The sequence below is a fragment of the Methylobacterium oryzisoli genome (assembly GCF_046557895.1).
In the GTDB taxonomy this organism is placed as follows: domain Bacteria; phylum Pseudomonadota; class Alphaproteobacteria; order Rhizobiales; family Beijerinckiaceae; genus Methylobacterium; species Methylobacterium oryzisoli.
On record NZ_JBKIBX010000009.1, the window covers coordinates 139,860 to 155,874 of the forward strand.

Annotated in this window: 15 protein-coding genes; 7 read left to right on the forward strand and 8 right to left on the reverse strand. The window is 72.0% G+C overall.

Going from position 1 to position 16,015, the window contains the following annotated elements; genetic code table 11:
• The first annotated feature begins 61 nt into the window (after positions 1 to 61).
• On the forward strand, positions 62 to 1,024 hold the full coding sequence (locus ACKUB9_RS11445; RefSeq protein WP_407521944.1) for a DUF4344 domain-containing metallopeptidase: 963 nt from the start codon (positions 62 to 64) through the stop codon (positions 1,022 to 1,024).
• Between the two features lie 50 nt (positions 1,025 to 1,074).
• On the opposite strand, the gene ACKUB9_RS11450 is transcribed toward ACKUB9_RS11445, so the two are convergent.
• The 7 genes from ACKUB9_RS11450 to ACKUB9_RS11480 form a co-directional block, all read right to left on the reverse strand.
• On the reverse strand, positions 1,075 to 1,353 hold the full coding sequence (locus ACKUB9_RS11450; protein WP_407521946.1) for a hypothetical protein: 279 nt from the start codon (positions 1,351 to 1,353) through the stop codon (positions 1,075 to 1,077).
• Positions 1,340 to 1,705: a hypothetical protein gene (locus tag ACKUB9_RS11455; protein WP_407521948.1), complete on the reverse strand. Its 366-nt coding sequence runs from the start codon at positions 1,703 to 1,705 to the stop codon at positions 1,340 to 1,342. Before ACKUB9_RS11455 ends, ACKUB9_RS11450 begins: the two co-directional genes overlap by 14 nt.
• Before the next feature lie 60 nt (positions 1,706 to 1,765).
• Positions 1,766 to 4,897, reverse strand: a complete 3,132-nt coding sequence (locus ACKUB9_RS11460; RefSeq protein ID WP_407521950.1) for an efflux RND transporter permease subunit — start codon at positions 4,895 to 4,897, stop codon at positions 1,766 to 1,768.
• 12 nt (positions 4,898 to 4,909) lie between these two features.
• Entirely contained in the window at positions 4,910 to 6,601 is a 1,692-nt protein-coding gene (locus tag ACKUB9_RS11465) for an efflux RND transporter periplasmic adaptor subunit (RefSeq protein ID WP_407521952.1), read from the reverse strand.
• 75 nt (positions 6,602 to 6,676) lie between these two features.
• Positions 6,677 to 7,084 (reverse strand): hypothetical protein, encoded by a 408-nt coding sequence (locus ACKUB9_RS11470; protein WP_407521954.1) that lies wholly within the window; start codon positions 7,082 to 7,084, stop codon positions 6,677 to 6,679.
• Positions 7,085 to 7,217: 133 nt separating this feature from the next.
• Positions 7,218 to 7,427 (reverse strand): hypothetical protein, encoded by a 210-nt coding sequence (locus ACKUB9_RS11475; RefSeq protein WP_407521956.1) that lies wholly within the window; start codon positions 7,425 to 7,427, stop codon positions 7,218 to 7,220.
• 97 nt (positions 7,428 to 7,524) lie between these two features.
• Positions 7,525 to 7,809 (reverse strand): hypothetical protein, encoded by a 285-nt coding sequence (locus ACKUB9_RS11480; protein ID WP_407521958.1) that lies wholly within the window; start codon positions 7,807 to 7,809, stop codon positions 7,525 to 7,527.
• Positions 7,810 to 8,082: 273 nt separating this feature from the next.
• On the opposite strand from ACKUB9_RS11480, the gene ACKUB9_RS11485 reads away from it, so the two are divergent.
• The 3 genes from ACKUB9_RS11485 to ACKUB9_RS11495 all read left to right on the forward strand — a co-directional run bounded on the left by ACKUB9_RS11485 (position 8,083) and on the right by ACKUB9_RS11495 (position 11,180).
• Positions 8,083 to 8,469 carry an exopolysaccharide production protein YjbE gene (locus ACKUB9_RS11485; RefSeq protein WP_407521960.1) on the forward strand — a complete coding sequence of 129 codons (387 nt, stop codon included), beginning with the start codon at positions 8,083 to 8,085 and terminating at the stop codon, positions 8,467 to 8,469.
• A gap of 684 nt (positions 8,470 to 9,153) precedes the next feature.
• Entirely contained in the window at positions 9,154 to 10,101 is a 948-nt protein-coding gene (locus ACKUB9_RS11490; protein ID WP_407521962.1) for an HlyD family secretion protein, read from the forward strand.
• Between the two features lie 11 nt (positions 10,102 to 10,112).
• Entirely contained in the window at positions 10,113 to 11,180 is a 1,068-nt protein-coding gene (locus ACKUB9_RS11495) for an FUSC family protein (protein WP_407521964.1), read from the forward strand.
• Positions 11,181 to 11,182: 2 nt separating this feature from the next.
• On the opposite strand, the gene ACKUB9_RS11500 is transcribed toward ACKUB9_RS11495, so the two are convergent.
• Complete coding sequence (locus tag ACKUB9_RS11500; RefSeq protein WP_407521966.1) at positions 11,183 to 11,434, reverse strand: hypothetical protein; 252 nt, start codon at positions 11,432 to 11,434, stop codon at positions 11,183 to 11,185.
• A gap of 274 nt (positions 11,435 to 11,708) precedes the next feature.
• Between ACKUB9_RS11500 and dctP the strand changes: the two genes are divergently transcribed.
• The 3 genes from dctP (at position 11,709) to ACKUB9_RS11515 (ending at position 15,980) form a co-directional block, all read left to right on the forward strand.
• Positions 11,709 to 12,692 (forward strand): TRAP transporter substrate-binding protein DctP, encoded by a 984-nt coding sequence (dctP, locus tag ACKUB9_RS11505; protein ID WP_407521968.1) that lies wholly within the window; start codon positions 11,709 to 11,711, stop codon positions 12,690 to 12,692.
• Positions 12,693 to 12,715: 23 nt separating this feature from the next.
• The gene (locus ACKUB9_RS11510) at positions 12,716 to 14,719 is read left to right on the forward strand and encodes a methyl-accepting chemotaxis protein (protein ID WP_407522071.1); all 2,004 of its coding nucleotides are present in this window, start codon (positions 12,716 to 12,718) and stop codon (positions 14,717 to 14,719) included.
• 280 nt (positions 14,720 to 14,999) lie between these two features.
• Positions 15,000 to 15,980, forward strand: coding sequence for an ABC transporter substrate-binding protein (locus tag ACKUB9_RS11515; protein WP_407522073.1), 981 nt, complete (start codon positions 15,000 to 15,002; stop codon positions 15,978 to 15,980).
• Positions 15,981 to 16,015 lie beyond the last annotated feature (35 nt).

Sequence of the window (16,015 nt, forward strand, 5' to 3'; positions counted from 1 at the left end):
CTCGCGGCGCGGCCGACGCCATCGACGACCTGCCGCTCCGGCGCGCGACGAGGTGCGACCGATGACGGGTGCGATCATCCCCGACCGCCCTCCCCCGGCGGCTGCCGGAACCCAGGCGTCGAAGCCGACCGGGTGCACCGCCCTGCGGGCGCGCGGCGAAGAATGGCGGGTCCGGTTCGGCGCGAGCCGGCGCCGCTCGCTCGGCCGCGGCCTGTCGATCGCCTTGGCGGCCTGCCTCCTGTCGCCGGTCGGCGCGGGCGGGCGCGACGGAGAGACCGTTCGGGTCGTCTACGAGCCCCCGAAAACGGCGGCCTTTCGCGAGATCCACGATGAGATGCGCCAGAGCCGCGTCCTGGAGCGGGTCGGAGCCATCATCGGCCTCGTCCGCCTGCCGGCCCGCCTCACCTACCGGCTCCAGGAATGCGCGGGCGAACGGAACGCCTGGTACGCGCCGGAGGACCACAGCGTGACGGTCTGCTACGAGCTGATCGACAGCGTCGTGCGCGCCGCGCCGCGGACGCGATCGGCCAGCGGCATCACGCGCCAGGACGCGATCCGGGGCCCGGTGATCCAGATCCTGCTGCACGAGAGCAGCCACGCTCTGTTCGACCTTCTCGACATCCCGATCCTCGGCCGCGAGGAGGACGCGGCCGACCAAGTCGCCTCGTTCATCCTGCTGCACCTCGCCCCGGCCGACGCCCGCATGGTGGTCGCCGGCAGCGGCCACTTCTTCGCGACGCTCGGCCGGCACGAGATCATCGACCAGGGCGCCTTCGCCGACGTGCACGGGCTCTCCTGGCAACGCTTCTACAATCTCGCCTGCCTCGCCTACGGATCGGACAAGCGGCGCTACCGGCCCATCCTCGCCAGGAACGATCTGCCGAGGGAGCGCGCCGAGGGCTGCGAGGAGGAGTTCGGTCAGGCCGCCTTCGCCTTCCGCAAGCTCATCGGCCCTCATCTGCGCATGCAGCCCATCGACGGCGAGCGGCTGCGGCGCGCCTTCCGGTCGGCCTTCAAGCCATGAGGGAGGGGTGGCGATGAACCGGCCCGAACGGCCCCGCCATCACCCGGGGCTCATGGGGTCTCCTCATCCCGGCCGTCGTCCGGATCGTCCGGCCGGCAGACCCGGCCGTTGCAGACGATCAGCACCCGGTCGGGCTCGGGCCCGAGGCAGGTGACGTCGTAGACGGTCAGCGCGCCTTGGCGCTCCACCACGGTCGTGCTGCGTGCGATGCAGCGCGCGTCCTGCAACGCGCGCTTGAGACGGTGGTGGTCCGCCAGCGCCGGCGAGGCGCAGCTCAGGCCGGACAGCAGAGCCGCCAGCGCGGCGGACGGGAGACTACTTGGTCTCAAAGCGCGCCTGCAGGCTGTGGCCGTGGACCTTGCTCGTCAGCACGACCTTGCTGCCGGCCGGGAGCGGCGCGGCGAGCGCCCCGGTGAACCTGTTGGGCGTCGCGGGCGCCAGGGTGATGGTCTGGGTCTTGCCACCCACCTGCACCACCGCGCGCGCGCTCAGAGGTTTGGTGTCGACGGGCTTGCCGTCCTCGCCGATCACGAAGAAGGTGATCTCCTTGTCACGGCTGACGAATTCGATCGGGTGACCGTCCGCAACGGTGGTCTGACCGCCGTTGGGGCCGGGTGTCTGCGCGACCGCGGAGCCGGCGAGCCCCGCAGCCAGCAGGATCGCGAGAGCAGGAATGCGCATCGGAACGTCTCCTCTGACAGGGGGCTACCCAGCCCCGGAAGAATCTCGCCGGAGCGGGGCTTAGAACGCCTCGGCGGGCGATGCTTCGGCGCCGTCCGGGCTCGTGCCATGGGCGGCGCGCAGCCGCTCCAGTGCTTCGCGGCCGAAGGTCAGGACCAGCACCGGCGTCAGCACGGCGTCGAGCAGCGTGGCGCTGATCAAGCCCCCGAAGATCGTCACGGCGACCGGGTGCAGGATCTCCTTGCCCGGCGCATCCGCCCCGTAGAGCAGCGGCACCAGCGCGACGCCGGCCGAGAGCGCGGTCATCAGCACCGGCGTCAGCCGCTCCAGGCTGCCGCGGATCACCAGATCCCGCCCGAACGGCAGCCCCTCGTGCAGGGCGAGGTTCAGGATGTGGCTGATCTTCAGGATGCCGTTGCGCGTGGCGATGCCGGCGAGCGTGATGAAGCCGATCATCGAGGCGACGCTGAGCGGCTGGCCGGAGAGCCACAGGGCCGCCACCGAACCGATCAGCGCGAGCGGGATGCTGCCGAGGATGATCAGCGTGAACACCGCCGAGCGGTAGCGGCTGTAGAGGATCGCGTAGATCAGCGCGAGCGAGACGAGGGAGAGCACGCCGATCGTGCGGCTGGCCTCCGCCTGCGCCTGGAACGAGCCTTCGAGACTTGCCGTATAGCCCTCCGGCCAGGACGTCGCCCCGACCTGCGCCTGGATGGCCGCGACGATGCCTGCCATGTCGGTGCGGCCGTCGGTGTTGGCGAAGACCGCCAGCCGCCGGCGGGCGTTCTCGCGCAGGATCTGGTTGGGGCCGTCGGTCTCGCGGATGTCGGCGATCTGCCGGGCCGGCACCCAGCCGGAGGGTGTTTCGACCAGGAGGTCGCCCAGGCGCTGCGTGGTGCGCAAGGCATCGGGCAGGCGCATCACCACGTCGAAGCGGCGGTAGCCATCGACCACCCGCGAGACGACGCTGCCGTTCGACAGCCGGCTCAGCTGCTCGACGAAGGCGGCGGGCTGCACGCCGTAGAGGGCGGCCCGGCCGTAATCGACGCGGATCTCCAGCTGCGGGATCAGCACCTGCTTCTCGACCTGCAGGTCGGCGATGCCCGGGATGCCGGCCATGCGGCGGCGCAGGTCCTCGCCGAGGCGCCGCAGGGTGTCGAGGTCCTCGCCGAAGATCTTGAGGGCGATCTCGGCGCGCACGCCCGAGAGCATGTGGTCGAGCCGGTGCGAGATCGGCTGACCGACATTGACCGAGACCGGCAGCACCGCGAGGCGGTCGCGGATGTCGGCCACCAGCTCGGTCTTCGGGCGGGCGTCGGGCTTGAGCGCGATCTCCAAGTCCGAGGAGTGCACGCCCTCGGCGTGCTCGTCGAGTTCGGCCCGGCCGGTACGCCGGCCGATCGACCGGACGTCCGGCATCTCGAGGAGCAGCGTCTCGGCGATCCGACCGACCCGGTCGCTTTCGGCGAGCGAGATGCCCGGGTTGAAGGTCATGTTGACCGTGAACGAGCCCTCGTTGAAGGGCGGCAGGAAGGCCCGCGGCAGGACGATGGCCGCCGTGCCGGCCGCGAGCACCGCCGCCGCCGCGAGGCCCATCACCGCGCGGGGATACCTGAAGGCGCCCGCGAGCAGCGCCCGGTTGCCGCGCTTGAGGGCACGCACGAGGCCGCTCTCGTGCGCGTTCAGGCGCTTGAGGCCGGGCAGCAGGTAGTAGGCCATCACCGGCGTCAGCGTGATCGACACCGCGAGGCTCGCCAGGATCGAGATGATGTAGGCTTGGCCGAGCGGCGCGAACAGCCGGCCCTCGATGCCCGAGAGCGCGAACAGCGGCACGAAGACCAGCACGATGACCATGGTCGCGTAGACGATGCCCGAGCGCACCTCCTGCGAGGCCGAGACCACGACTGCGAAAACCGAGCGGGGCTCGCCCTGCTCGCGGTTCTCGCGCAGGCGCCGGAAGATGTTCTCGACGTCGACGACCGCGTCGTCGACCAGTTCGCCGATCGCGATGGCGAGCCCGCCGAGCGTCATCGTGTTGATCGACAGCCCGAGCAGCTGGAAGACGATCGCCGTGACGAGGATCGAGACCGGGATCGCGGTGAGCGAGATCAGCGTGGTGCGCAGGTTGAGCAGAAACGCGAACAGCACCAGCGCCACCACCACGATGGCCTCCATCAGCACCGTCTCGACGTTGCGGATCGAGGTCTCGATGAAGTCGGCCTGCCGGAAGACCAGTTCCTCGGCCTGCACGCCCTTGGGCAGGGCGGCGCTCAGCTCCCTGAGGGCGGCCTGGACGGCCCCGGTCAGCCGCACCGTGTCGACGCCCGGCTGTTTTTCCACCGAGACGATCACCGCCGGCCGGCCCTGGTATCCGGCATCGCCGCGCTTCACCCGGGCGGCGAAGGACACCTCGGCCACCTGCCGCAGCAGGATCGGCCGCCCGTTCACGGTGGCCACCACCATGTTGCGCAGGTCGTCCAGGCTGGTGGTGCGGCCGATGTTGCGGATCAGGTACTCGCGGGCGTTCTGATCGGTGAAGCCGCCGCCCGCATTGGTGCCGAACTGGGCCAGCGCCCGCTCGACCTGCTCGTAGGTGACGCCGAGCGCCCGCAGGGCGGTCGGCTGCGGGGCGACGCGGAACTGGCGCACCTCGCCCCCCATCGGGATCACCTGCGCGACGCCCGGGATGGTCAGGAGCCGCGGCCGGATGGTGAAATCGGCGATCTCGCGCAGCTGCATCGGCGAGACCGTCTCGCCGGTGACCGCCACCATCACGATCTGGCCCATGATCGAGGAGACCGGACCGAGCATCGGCGAGACGGTGGCGGGCAGGTTCGGCCGCACCATCGCGAGGCGCTCCGCCACCTGCTGGCGGTTGCGGTAGATGTCGGTGCCCCAGTCGAACTCGACGTAGGTGACCGACAGGCCGACGCCCGAGACCGAGCGCACCCGGGTGACGCCGGGCAGGCCGTTCATCTGCGTCTCGATCGGGAAGGTGACGAGCTGCTCGACCTCCTGGGGCGCCAGCCCCTCGGCCTCGGTCATGATCGTGACGGTGGGCCGGTTGAGATCGGGAAACACGTCGACCGGCAGCCGCGTGACCGCGAAGGCGCCGTAGACGACGAGCACGCCCGCGATGGCGAGGACCAGAAGGCGGTTCCGCAGCGAGCGGGAGACCAGGAAGGTGAACATCGCCCCGGCTCCTCAGCGCACTTGGTTGAGGAGTTCGGCGCCCTGGGTGACGATCCGCCGGCCGGCCGACAGCCCCGAGAGCACCAGCACGCGCTCGGCGTCGAGGGGTTCGACGCGCACCTCGCGCGGCTCGAACCGCTCCGGCTTGGTGTGCTCGTAGACGATGGACTGGCCGTTGCCGCCGCGCACGACGCTCGCCCGCGGCAGGGCCAGCCCGTCCTGGGGCGTGCCGGTGGCCGCCAGCACGGTGACGAACTGGCCGGTGCGCAGGTCGGCCTCGGCCTCGGAGACGGCGAACTGCACCGGCACCGCCTGACTGCGGTCGGCGAGGCCCGCGCCGCGATAGGCGAGCGACAGCGTGCGGCCGTCCGCGAGGCGCGCGGTGGCCGTCTGGGCGGGCGAGAGGGCGTCGAAGCTCAAGGCCTCGACGAACAGCCGCCGGGGATCGACGATCAAAAAGACCTGCGCGCCGGGACCCGCCATCTGGCCCGTCATGGCGTTGATCTCGGCGATGACCCCGTCGACGGGGGCGACCAGCGCCTCGGGCTCTCGGCGGATCCGGTCGAGGGCGGCGCGCCGGTCGCGCAGGCCCTTCAGCTCGTCCAGGGCCTCTTCGAGCTGCACCTGGGCGACCGCTCCGCTGACGGTGAGCTTCTGGTAGCGCTCGACGCGCCGCTGGACGATGGCGATTTGCTGATCGAGTTCGCCCTGGCGCTGGCGCATGTCGGACACGTCCACCGCCTGCACGGGCGGCGTGACGTAGGCGAGCACCTCCCCCTGCCGCACCCGGGCGCCCAGGCGCGGAAAACCCTGCTCGGGGGGCGAGAGGCGCCCGCCGACCGAGGATTGGACCACGCCACTGGCATTCGGATCGGGGATCACCCGGCCGGGCAGCTCGATGGTGCGCGGCAGCGTCGCGCGCGCGGTGACCGCGGTGCGGACCGACAGGAGGCGCTGGGTCGCCTTCGGCACGAACACGCCGCCGTCCGGCAGGCGCTGGGCCAGGTCGCGGCTGCCCGGCGCCACGAAGGCGGCGTGGTCGCCGCCACGCCCCTCGTGCGCGAGGGCGGAGGTGGCGAAGACCAGCCCGGCGGCGAGCGCCAGCACCGCCACGGCCGGGACCACCCGGCGCCTGTGCAGCAGCAGCATCACCAGCCCGCCGAGCACGAAGCCGCCGCCGCCGATGAGCAGGGCGACCGGATCGCGCTGGATCAGGTGCTGGCGCACGTCGTGGGCGACCGCCAGGGTCGCGCTCCAGGCCGCGGCCGCGGCCGTCGGTCCGGGGGGGGCGGGCGCGTGGACGTCGATCGTCACCGGGAAGACGTCGGAGGTGCCGTCCGCCGTGACGGTGATCACCACCTCGTGCTCGCCGGGCTTGTCGCTCCAGGGCGCGTCGAGGCGATAGCTGCCGTCCGGCTGCGCCGACGCCGCAGCAGTGCCGGCGGGCGTGTCCGCCTGGATCACCGCGTCCGTGACGGGCGCGTTGGTGGCCGTGCGGTCGAGATAGATCGTCAGCGCCCCGTGGCGGGCCACCGCGACCAGCTCGAAGGCGTCCGAACTCGACGAGCCGCGCGGCGCGGGTGGGGCTGCCGGCGCAGCGGCCTCGCTGCCGTGGTCGTGCCCTTCATGGGCCAAGGCGCTGCCGGCCCACAGGCCGAGGGCCAAGGCGGCCGCCCGCAGGGCCGCGGTGAACGTGGTAGGCATGGAAACGACGGATCCTTCGCAGCGAGAGCCGGCCGCCGCAGCGGCGGCGGTGTCAGGCGCGCGGGCGCGCGCGTCTCACGCGATGGATCGAGGCGGACGGGGGAGAGCTTCGGACAGGGCGTCCGGATGCGCCGGATCGGCGGGAAGGCCGGTCAGCCGGGCCGGATGCGCGGCGCGCACCGGAAGGCCGACGGGCGCGGCCAGCACCACGCAGCACGGACCCGCGCAGCAGCAGCCCGCATGGGCCTGGCCGGGATGGGACCGATCGGAATCGGCACCGTGATCGCCGTCCGCCAGCGCGATGGTGTCCCCGACGGCGACGGTCGGTGGGGCGGCGCCGTGCGTCTGCGCGGCCATGCCATGGGCATGGGCGGCCACGCCAAAGGCATGGCCCGGATGGGCGTGCGCATCCGACAGCATGAACCCGGCGGCGATCATCACGATCGCCACCAGCACCTGCAGAAGGGGGCGCATCCGGGTCATGCCGCCAGTCTAGCACGGCTGGCCGCAGCGTCGCCAGAGCGGGCTGGCGAGGCGGGAGCGCGTGCGTCTCGGCACATGGCGGGTCGGCGCGACGCCCCTCGCGCCACGGCACCCGCCGGGACGCGCCGGACGATCAGCCGCGCCGGCTCATGGCGGCGGACATGCCCTCGCAGCAGCAGCCCTTCTTGCCCTTCTGGCCGCGCGGCATGCCGTGGCTCATCGCCATGGCGCCCTTGCCGCATAGCGCCGTCCGGCCCTTGCCGCCTCCGCAGCAGGTCATCGCCAGCGCCGGCGCGGCGCCTGCGAGCAGAAGGGCGGCCACGGCCGCGGCGAGCGTCTTCATCGGCTGAACCTCCGGCGGGATCCTCGGTGGCAGGCGACAACGCCGATCGCGTCGCAGCAGTTGCCGGCCGTTCGCCCGAAGCCGCCGCTCCGACGATCTAATCGTCGTCGATTTCGGCCGGCGAGCCGGGGGGCAGTGGCCCGCTGTCTTCGATGTCGTCGTCGAAGATCCCGGGCGGCCCGTCCCAGCCGACCACGCCATCGGGATTGTCGGGGGTGATGTTCGGGTTGCGGATCGGCGGCTGCTCGCTCCGCAGCCGGCGCTCCAACCGGCGCTCGCGCTGGAGGTCGCGCTGGATCGGAACCTCGTTCGGCGCCTGCGCCCAGGCTTCGGCCCCGGCCCCGAGCACGATCAGCGGAAGTGCAGCGATCACGGCTCTCATCGACGGGTCTCCGCGGGCGCGTGGTGTCCCGACTGCGCCACCATAGCGCATTTCCGGGTCCGGAGCCGGTCGTCACGCGGCACGCGTTCCGGGTCAGCGACGGATCGGGGCGGCTCCCCAGGCCTGCCGCTGAAACAGGATCGCTGCCGCCCGACCGGGACCGCCCCTCACGCGATCCGGCCGCACTTATCCACCAGAAGGTCGAATACCGGTGCAGGAACTTCCGCCCGCCCTGAAGCTTTTCCCTGCCAATGACGGCTGGAGGAAGACGCTATGAAGTCTACGACATGGATCGGTGCGGCGGCCATCCTGGCCATGACCGCTGGCGCTGCGCTCGCTGGTCCCTGCGATACAGGCTCGACCAAGGGCAAATCCCCCGATCAGCAGGCGACGAACCAGCAAAGCTCGGACGTTGATCGCGGCAGCAAGAACCTCGCGGGCGGCCAGCAGCCGGCCTCCCCGGGCACCGTCGGTGCCATGAACAACGTCGGCGCCAACCAGGGCATGGGCAACACGACCGGATCGACCAGCACGGGTGATCGCACCGACCCGGCCGCCAAGAATCTCGCGGGCGGGCAGCAGCCGGCCTCGCCTGGCACCGTTGGCGCCATGAACAACGCGGGCGCCAACCAGCAGGTCGGCAAGCGCGACGATTGCTGACCCGGACACCGTCGGCGCCGGACACGGTCCGGCACGACGGCTCCGATGCATTCACCTGTTCGACCCGGCGGGGGAAGGCCTCTGCCGGGGTTTCGGCGTGGTCGCGGGCGTCGGAGACTGCCGCGCGCCCGGGCCCGTTTTCCTGTCCGATTTACGCTTGATCCGCTCGAACAATGAGACAGCGCGGGATAACCTCTCCCGTGCGGGAGAGGGGTAGGCGATCGAAGATCGCGCGTGAGGGTCCCGGGAGGGTGCCGTAAGTACCCGGATCACTGCCGCTACCAGCATTGCCGTTCGAGCGTGATCCTGACGCGTTCCGCTCCCCTCACAACCCTCCGCGCTTCACTGCGGCCCCACCTCGACCCTCATCCCTGCCCTTCTCCCGCACGGGAGAAGGGTTCCCCGCGCTCTATTGGTTTCCCGACAGGAAATCGTGTGACGCCCTCTCGCCTGCGCCGCGCTGTCGACTCATGTTCACGTGCGATCCTCGCATCGCGGCGGCATGCACCCCGAGGCTCGTCCGAAGAGTTCCTGCAACGCTCCGACTCCGCTAAGCTTTTTCCCGGCGCAGCGTGAGCGTCCGTCGCCGGACCTTCGACGCGCGCGGTGCGGGATCGGCGTGGCGTCATGAATGCGGACGGCAGAACGGCGGCTTCCGGACCGCGGATCGCGCGACGGTTCTGGTTGACCTGCGCCGGACTGGGCCTCGCGCTCGCCGCTTATCTCGGCCTGGACGCCGTCGTCGCCTACACGGACGACGCCTATATCCGCTCCGACCTGATTCGCATCGCGCCCGAGGTCTCCGGCCCGGTCCTGAGCGTGCACGTGCAGGACAACGAGCGCGTGGAGGCGCAGGCGCTCCTCTTGACGCTCGATCCCGCGCCCTTCGCGCTGGCGGTGGCGCCGAAGAAGGACGGCGTCGCGAGCGCGGACGCGACGGTGACGGTCCGGCAGGAGGCGGAGGCCGAACAGACCGCGCGGATCGAGACCGCGGAGGCCGCGCTCGACCTCGCGCAGGCCGAGTTCCAGCGCTTCGGCCAGCTCGCCACGCGCGGCGACGCCTCCCAGGAATCGCTCGATCGGGCGCGGGAGAGCCTGCGCAGCGCCCAGGGTGCCCTGGCGCTGGCCAAGGCGCAGGCCGCCGTCGGGCAGCGCGAGACCGAGCAGGCGCGGCGGGACGCGCAGGCGGCCCGGGCGGCGCTGGACGTGGCCGAGTACGACCTCAGCCGCACCCGCGTCCGGGCCAGCGTCGCGGGCTACGTGAACAACTTCGACGTCCGCCCCGGCCGCTACGCCGGGGCGGGCGATCCCGTGGTGGGTCTCGTGGATGACGGGCAGTGGCGCGTCATCGCCAACTTCAAGGAGGATGTGGCGGCCTCGGTGCCGGTCGGCCGCGAGGTCTGGGTCTGGCTCGACACCCGCCCCTGGCGCCTCTGGCGCGGCCGGGTGCAGGGGGTGGCGCGCGGCATCGCCCGCGAGCCGGTGCCGGGCCAGCTCCTGCCCTACGTGGCGCCCACCACCGACTGGATCCGGCTGCGGCGCCGGCTGCCGGTGACGGTGCTGCTCGACGGGGCGGTGCCGCGCGACGCGCTGTTCATGGGCGCGGACGCGCGCGTGTTCTTCCTGCGCTGAGGCGGATCGCGATGGCGGATCCCCTCGCGCGCATCGCCCGGGACCTGGCCGAGGAGGTGCTCACGCTCGCCCGCGGCGGCGAGACGGTCCGGGCGGCCCTGTGCACGAGCGTGGGCGCCACCGCGGCGGTGCTGGTGGCGCTCGCCCTCAACCTCGACAACCCGTGGTGGGCCGGCATCACCGTTGTGTCGATCCTCCAGGGCCGCATCGCCGCCACGCTGCGGCGCAGCCTGGAGCGGGTCGCCGGCACCTTCGCGGGCGCCGTGGCGGGCTACGCGCTCACGCCCCTGATCGACCGGCACCTGCTGTTCCAGGTCGGCTGCGTCGTCGTCGTGGCGGCGACCGTCTACGGGCAGGAGCGCAGCCGCGCGAGCTACGCGGTGCTGCTCGCCGGCATCACGGCGATCCTGGTCCTGTTCGGGACGCTGGCGAACCCGGGCGACGGCCTGCACTTCGCGGTCTACCGCTTCCTCGAAGTGCTCACCGGCATCGTCGTCGGCTGCCTCGTCGAGTACGCGATCGGCAGCGGGGCCGGTGCGGCGGCCGACGCCGAGAAGCCGGGGATGTTTGCCCGCCCGATCGATGCCGACCTCCTGGCCGTGGCCGTCACGGGCGGCATCGCGGTCGCGCTGATTCCGGACGTCTGGGAGACCTTCCAGCTTCCGGGCTTCGCGCAGACGCCGATCACCGCCTTCGTCATCATCACCGCCACCCGGCACGAGCCGGGCCTCAAGGCGATCAACCGCATCATCGGCGGCCTCCTCGGCGGCCTCTACGGGCTCGTCGCCATGGCGATCGTGGCGGACGCCTTCCTGCCCTGGGTCGTGTTCCTGACCGGCGGGCTCCTGCTCGCCAGCATCGTCCTGCACGGGCGGGGCGACGCCTCCTATGCCGGGCAGCAGGCGGCGATCGCGGTCCTGCTCGCGATGGTGCAGGGACCGGCCGCCACCACCGACATCCTGCCGGCCATCGACCGGCTGGCCGGCATCCTCGGCGGCATCGCCTTCGTGCTGGCGCTGAACCCGCTCCTCGCTCCCCTGCGCGTCGCGATCGGGGCGCGGCTGCGGGGATCCGGCTAGGCTCAGTGCCGCGCCGCCGGCGCGAAGACCCAATCCGAGAGGCTGGTGGGCACCGCGAGATGGCGGATGTCGAGGCCGCAGGAGGGCTTGTAGGTCTCGCCGTGGATCAGCCGGTCGAGCGCCGCCTCGGCCGTCTCGTAGCAGCCCAGCGCCTCGCCTTCGTACGAGAGCACGACGCGGTCCCGCCCGGCCCACCGCGTGAGCACGATCCGGAACTCACCCTGCATGGTGTGGCAGAACCAGTATCCGCCCATGAGGTCCGTTCCTCCTGCCTGCTTCTTTCTTTGAGATGTCGAATAATCGGCCGATCTCGCCGTGCCAAGTCCGGGCTATGTGCCCTAGGGGCAGGATGCGCGCCGACCGCCTCGCGGAACGGCAGGTTGCCCAAACCCGATGCAAGCTGAGAGCAAACCGTAACCTGACCTCCATTGATAGAATGGAGCGACTGTACGGCCAAAATTCCAATCTCGACAATTTTATTAATTTTTGCGGCGTAACCCGCACCGGCTCTATCAGTGAGACGGGACGATGCGCAAAGGTTTATGGCTCGCACTGGCATTCGCCGGGATCGGTGCGACCGTGATGGGCGGCACCGCCGAGGCGCAGGAACGCGTGCTCCGGCTGGGCTATCTGTTTTCCCAGGGTTCGCAGCTCGGCACCGGCGCGCAGCGCTTCGCCGCCGATGTCGCCAAGAGGACGGGCAGCGCCTACCGGATCGAGCTGTATCCGAACGGCGCGGTCGGCGGCGAGGTCGAGATGGCCGAGGCGCTGCGGATCGGCCATCTCGACATGGCCTTCATCACGAGCGCGCCCTTCTCCGGGATCATCCCGGATTTCGGCGTCTTCGACATCCCGTTCCTGTTCCGGGATGCCCGCCACGCCCACGCGGTGCTCGATGGCCCGATCGGCCAGGACTACCTGAGAAAATTCCAGCAGAAGGGCTTCGTGGCGCTCGCCTGGGGCGAGAACGGCATGCGCCACATCACCAACGGCAGGCGGCCGGTGGCGAGCCCGGACGACCTCAAGGGCCTGTCAATGCGCGTGCCGCAATCGGACGTGATGCTGGCCGGCTTCCGTGCGCTGGGCGTCAAGGCGGAGCCCCTCGCCTTCCCGGCCCTCTACGGCGCGCTCCAGTCGGGCCAGTTCGACGGCCAGGAGAATCCCATCGCCGTCATCACGGCCTCGCATTTCCAGCGGGTGCAGAAGCACCTGACGCTCAGCGGCCACATCTATTCCTGGGCCGCCATCCTGATCTCGAAGCCCGCCTGGGAGACGCTGAGCGCCGCCGAGCAGAAGGCGTTCGTCGAGGCCGCCCGGGCCGGCGGCCAAGTCTCGCGCGAGGTGGCGGGACGCGCCGAGAAGGAGGGCGTGGACGACCTGCGCAAGGCCGGCATGAACGTCGTCGCGTCGGTCGACCGCGCCGCCTTCGAGGCGAGCCTCGAAGCGACCACCGCCGAGTTCGGCAAGCGCTTCGGCGCCGACCTCATCCAGCAGATCAAGTCCGTCCGTTGAGACCGCACGAGGCTCGTCCGATGTTGTCCCGTCTTCGTCTCGACCGTCTCACGGTCGCCCAGCGCATCCTGGCCGGCTTCGGCGTGGTGCTGCTGCTGCTCTGCGTCTCGGCGCTGGCCACCTTCCGGGGCGTGAGCTCCCTCACCGGCGGGGTCGCCGAGGCCGGCGCCCGGGTCCAGGCCGCAGAGGGCGCCAGCACGTTCGAACTCCTCCTGAACAACACCCGGCGCCTCGTCCTCAACTACGCGCGCTCCGAACAGGGCGAGATGCTTGCCGAGCTGAAGACCGGCCTTGCGACGCTGACCGCCGAGGGCGAGCGCCTCGGCCGGTCGGGCGATGCCGAGTCCCAGGCCATCAAGGCCCGGGTCCAGGGCTACGTCTCCGGCGCCGAGGCGCTGATCGGGGCCTTGCAATCGCGCAAGGCCGCCCTGGCCGACGTGGTGAAGCACGGCGCCGTGCTGTCGAACGCCGGCTACGCCATGGCGGAACGCGGCGCCCGGTCGCCCGACCTCGCGGCCGCGGCGTTCCGCGCCGACCGCGCCCTTCAGAGCGCCATGGTCGCCGTCGCGCAGTTCCGCATCGGCAGCAATCCGGCCGATGCCGACACGGCCGCCGTCGAGGCCGCGCGCTACGCCCGCGAGCTCGCCGCCCTCGCCCGCCTCGACGGCGAGGGGGCGCTCCAAGGGGCGCTCCAAGGGGCGCTCAAGGTCGTGCAGGCGAAGCTGCCGGCGTTCAAGGCGGCGCTCGAGGGCGTCGTCACGGGCTCGGCCGAGGTCGATCGCACCTTCTTGGCCCTGAAGCTCTCGGGCGACGCGCTGGTGGCGCTCGGCAGCGAGGCCAGGGCTAGCGCCGTCCGTCAGCAGCAGCACTTCATGACGACGGTGAGCGCCGAGGCCGGCGAGCTGCGCCTGTTCGTGCTCGGCATCGGCGCGGCCGCGCTGGCGATCGGCGGCGTGCTCGCGTGGCGCGTCGGCCAGGGCGTGGCCCGGCCGCTCACCGCCATGACCCAGGCGATGCAGCGGCTCGCCGCGGGCGATCTCGGCGTGAGCGTGCCGGCCCTTCAGCGCCGGGACGAGCTCGGCGCCATGGCGCGCGCCGTCCAGGTCTTCCAGGACGCCCTGATCGCCAAGCAGGCGGCCGACGAGCGCTCCGCCGTGGAGGCCGACGCGAAGATGCGGCGCGCCGAACGGCTCGACCACGTCACCCGCGGCTTCGAGCAGAACGTGTCGATCCTGACCCAGGGTCTCGCCGGCGCCGCGACCGAGATGGAGGCCACGGCCCGCGCGATGACCGCCACCGCCGCGCACACGGCGCATCAATCGGCGACCGCCATGGGGGCGGCCGCGCAGACCTCGGCCAACGTCCAGACGGTCGCGGCGGCGAGCGAGGAGATGTCCGCCTCGATCCGCGAGATCGGCCAGCAGGTCGGCCAGTCCGCGCGCATCGCCCATCAGGCCGCCGAGGAGGCCGACCGGACGGACGCCCTGGTCGGGCAGCTCGCCTCCGCGGCCGAGCGGATCGACGCGATCGTCGGCATGATCAGCACCATCGCGGGGCAGACCAACCTTCTGGCGCTGAACGCGACCATCGAGGCGGCGCGGGCCGGCGAGGCGGGCCGCGGCTTCGCGGTGGTGGCCGCCGAGGTCAAGGCGCTGGCGGGCCAGACCACCCGCGCTACCGAAGACATCGCCAGCCAGATCCGGGCGATCCAGGAGGCCACCCACCAGTCGGTCGGGGCGATCCGGGGCATCGGCCGGACCATCGCCGAGATGGCCTCGGTCTCGGCCGCGATCGCGGCGGCCATGGAGGAGCAGGGCGCCGCCACCGAGGAAATCGCCCGCAACGTGCAGGAGGCCGCGAGCGGCACCGGCCAGGTCACCGGCAGCATCGCGGATGTCCGCGACGCCGCCGGCTCGACCGGTGCGGCGGCGACTCAGGTGCTCGGTGCCGCTCAGGATCTGGCGCGCCACTCCGAGAACCTGACCCGCGAGGTCGGCGCCTTCCTGGCCGGGGTGCGCGCCGCCTGAGCATGGCGCGCGACGCCACCGCGACGACCGAGCGCCCCGCGGCCTTCCGCGGGGCGCTTCTCCATGCTTGGAAAAGCCGTGCGCCGCCGGGCCACCCCCGCACCGATCGGGTGGACGACGCGGAGCGCGGGCGCCAGAATGCGCGCGGGCCCTGCGGTGCCGGCCCGATCCGGATTCTGCGAGCGGCGCGGCAGGGCGCCCCGAGGATGGTGGGGCGATGATCGCCGGTTCAGCCACGTCCCCGACCCGGTCGGACCACCGGCGCGGCGCCGCTGCGGCGCTGCGGCGGCGAGACGTCATCGCGGGCCTCGCCGGCACGGCCCTGGTTCCGTCGGGGGCGTTCGGACAGGGGCCGGCGATGCCGGTGATCGGTTATCTCGGTTCGGAAACGCCCGAACGCTACGCCAGCCGCCTCGACGCCTTTCGCAAGGGGCTGGACGAGGCCGGCTATGTCGAGGGGCGCAACGTCGTCATCGCGTACCGCTGGGCGGACGGCCAGTACGACCGCCTGCCGGCGCTCGCCGCCGAGCTCGCCGCGCAGGGCGTCACCGCCATCGTCGCGCCCGGCGGGGCCGAGGTCGTGCTCGCCGCGAAGGCCGCCAGCACGACGATCCCCGTCGTGATCGAACTGGGGGGCGATCCGATCGCGCTCGGCGTGGTGGCGAGCCTGTCGCGGCCGGGAGGCAACCTCACGGGCGTGTCGAGCCTGAGCGTGGGGGTGACGCCCAAGCGGCTCGAATTCATGCACGAGCTGCTGCCGAGGGCCCCCGCCTGGGCGGCGGCCGTGAACCCGACGAGCCCCACCTCGCGCTCGCAGGTGAGGGACCTGAAGGCGGCCGCGGCCAGCCTCGGCGTCGAGTTGCACGTGCTGCAGGCCCGGGCCGAGGTCGAATTCGACGCCCTGTTCACCGAGACCCGCCGGCTGGGCGCGGCCGGCCTGGTTTTTTCGTCGGACCCCTACTTCGCCTATCGCAGCCAGCGGCTGGCCGAACTCGCGATGCGCCACGCCGTGCCGGCAGTCACGCAGTCGCGCGACTTCCCGCTCGCCGGCGGGCTGATGAGCTACGGGGGCGATTTCGAGCAGTCGCACCGGCACACCGGCCGCTACGCGGGGCGGATCCTCAAGGGCGAGGTACCGGCCGAACTGCCGGTCCAGCTCGTCACCAAGGTCGAGCTGTTCGTCAACCTGGAGGCCGCCGCCCGCCTCGGCCTCAGCGTCCCGGCGTCGATCCTGACGAGCGCCGACATGGTGATCGAGTGACCCGGGTCCGCGCTGCCGGCCGACGGCGCGGTCTC

Coding starts and splice junctions, on each gene's coding strand:
- ACKUB9_RS11445 (WP_407521944.1), top strand. CDS start 62: ATGACGGGTGCGATCATCCCCGACCGCCCTCCCCCGGCGGCTGCCGGA.
- ACKUB9_RS11455 (WP_407521948.1), bottom strand. CDS start 1,705: ATGCGCATTCCTGCTCTCGCGATCCTGCTGGCTGCGGGGCTCGCCGGC.
- ACKUB9_RS11460 (WP_407521950.1), bottom strand. CDS start 4,897: ATGTTCACCTTCCTGGTCTCCCGCTCGCTGCGGAACCGCCTTCTGGTC.
- ACKUB9_RS11465 (WP_407521952.1), bottom strand. CDS start 6,601: ATGCCTACCACGTTCACCGCGGCCCTGCGGGCGGCCGCCTTGGCCCTC.
- ACKUB9_RS11470 (WP_407521954.1), bottom strand. CDS start 7,084: ATGACCCGGATGCGCCCCCTTCTGCAGGTGCTGGTGGCGATCGTGATG.
- ACKUB9_RS11475 (WP_407521956.1), bottom strand. CDS start 7,427: ATGAAGACGCTCGCCGCGGCCGTGGCCGCCCTTCTGCTCGCAGGCGCC.
- ACKUB9_RS11480 (WP_407521958.1), bottom strand. CDS start 7,809: ATGAGAGCCGTGATCGCTGCACTTCCGCTGATCGTGCTCGGGGCCGGG.
- ACKUB9_RS11485 (WP_407521960.1), top strand. CDS start 8,083: ATGAAGTCTACGACATGGATCGGTGCGGCGGCCATCCTGGCCATGACC.
- ACKUB9_RS11495 (WP_407521964.1), top strand. CDS start 10,113: ATGGCGGATCCCCTCGCGCGCATCGCCCGGGACCTGGCCGAGGAGGTG.
- ACKUB9_RS11500 (WP_407521966.1), bottom strand. CDS start 11,434: ATGGGCGGATACTGGTTCTGCCACACCATGCAGGGTGAGTTCCGGATC.
- dctP (WP_407521968.1), top strand. CDS start 11,709: ATGCGCAAAGGTTTATGGCTCGCACTGGCATTCGCCGGGATCGGTGCG.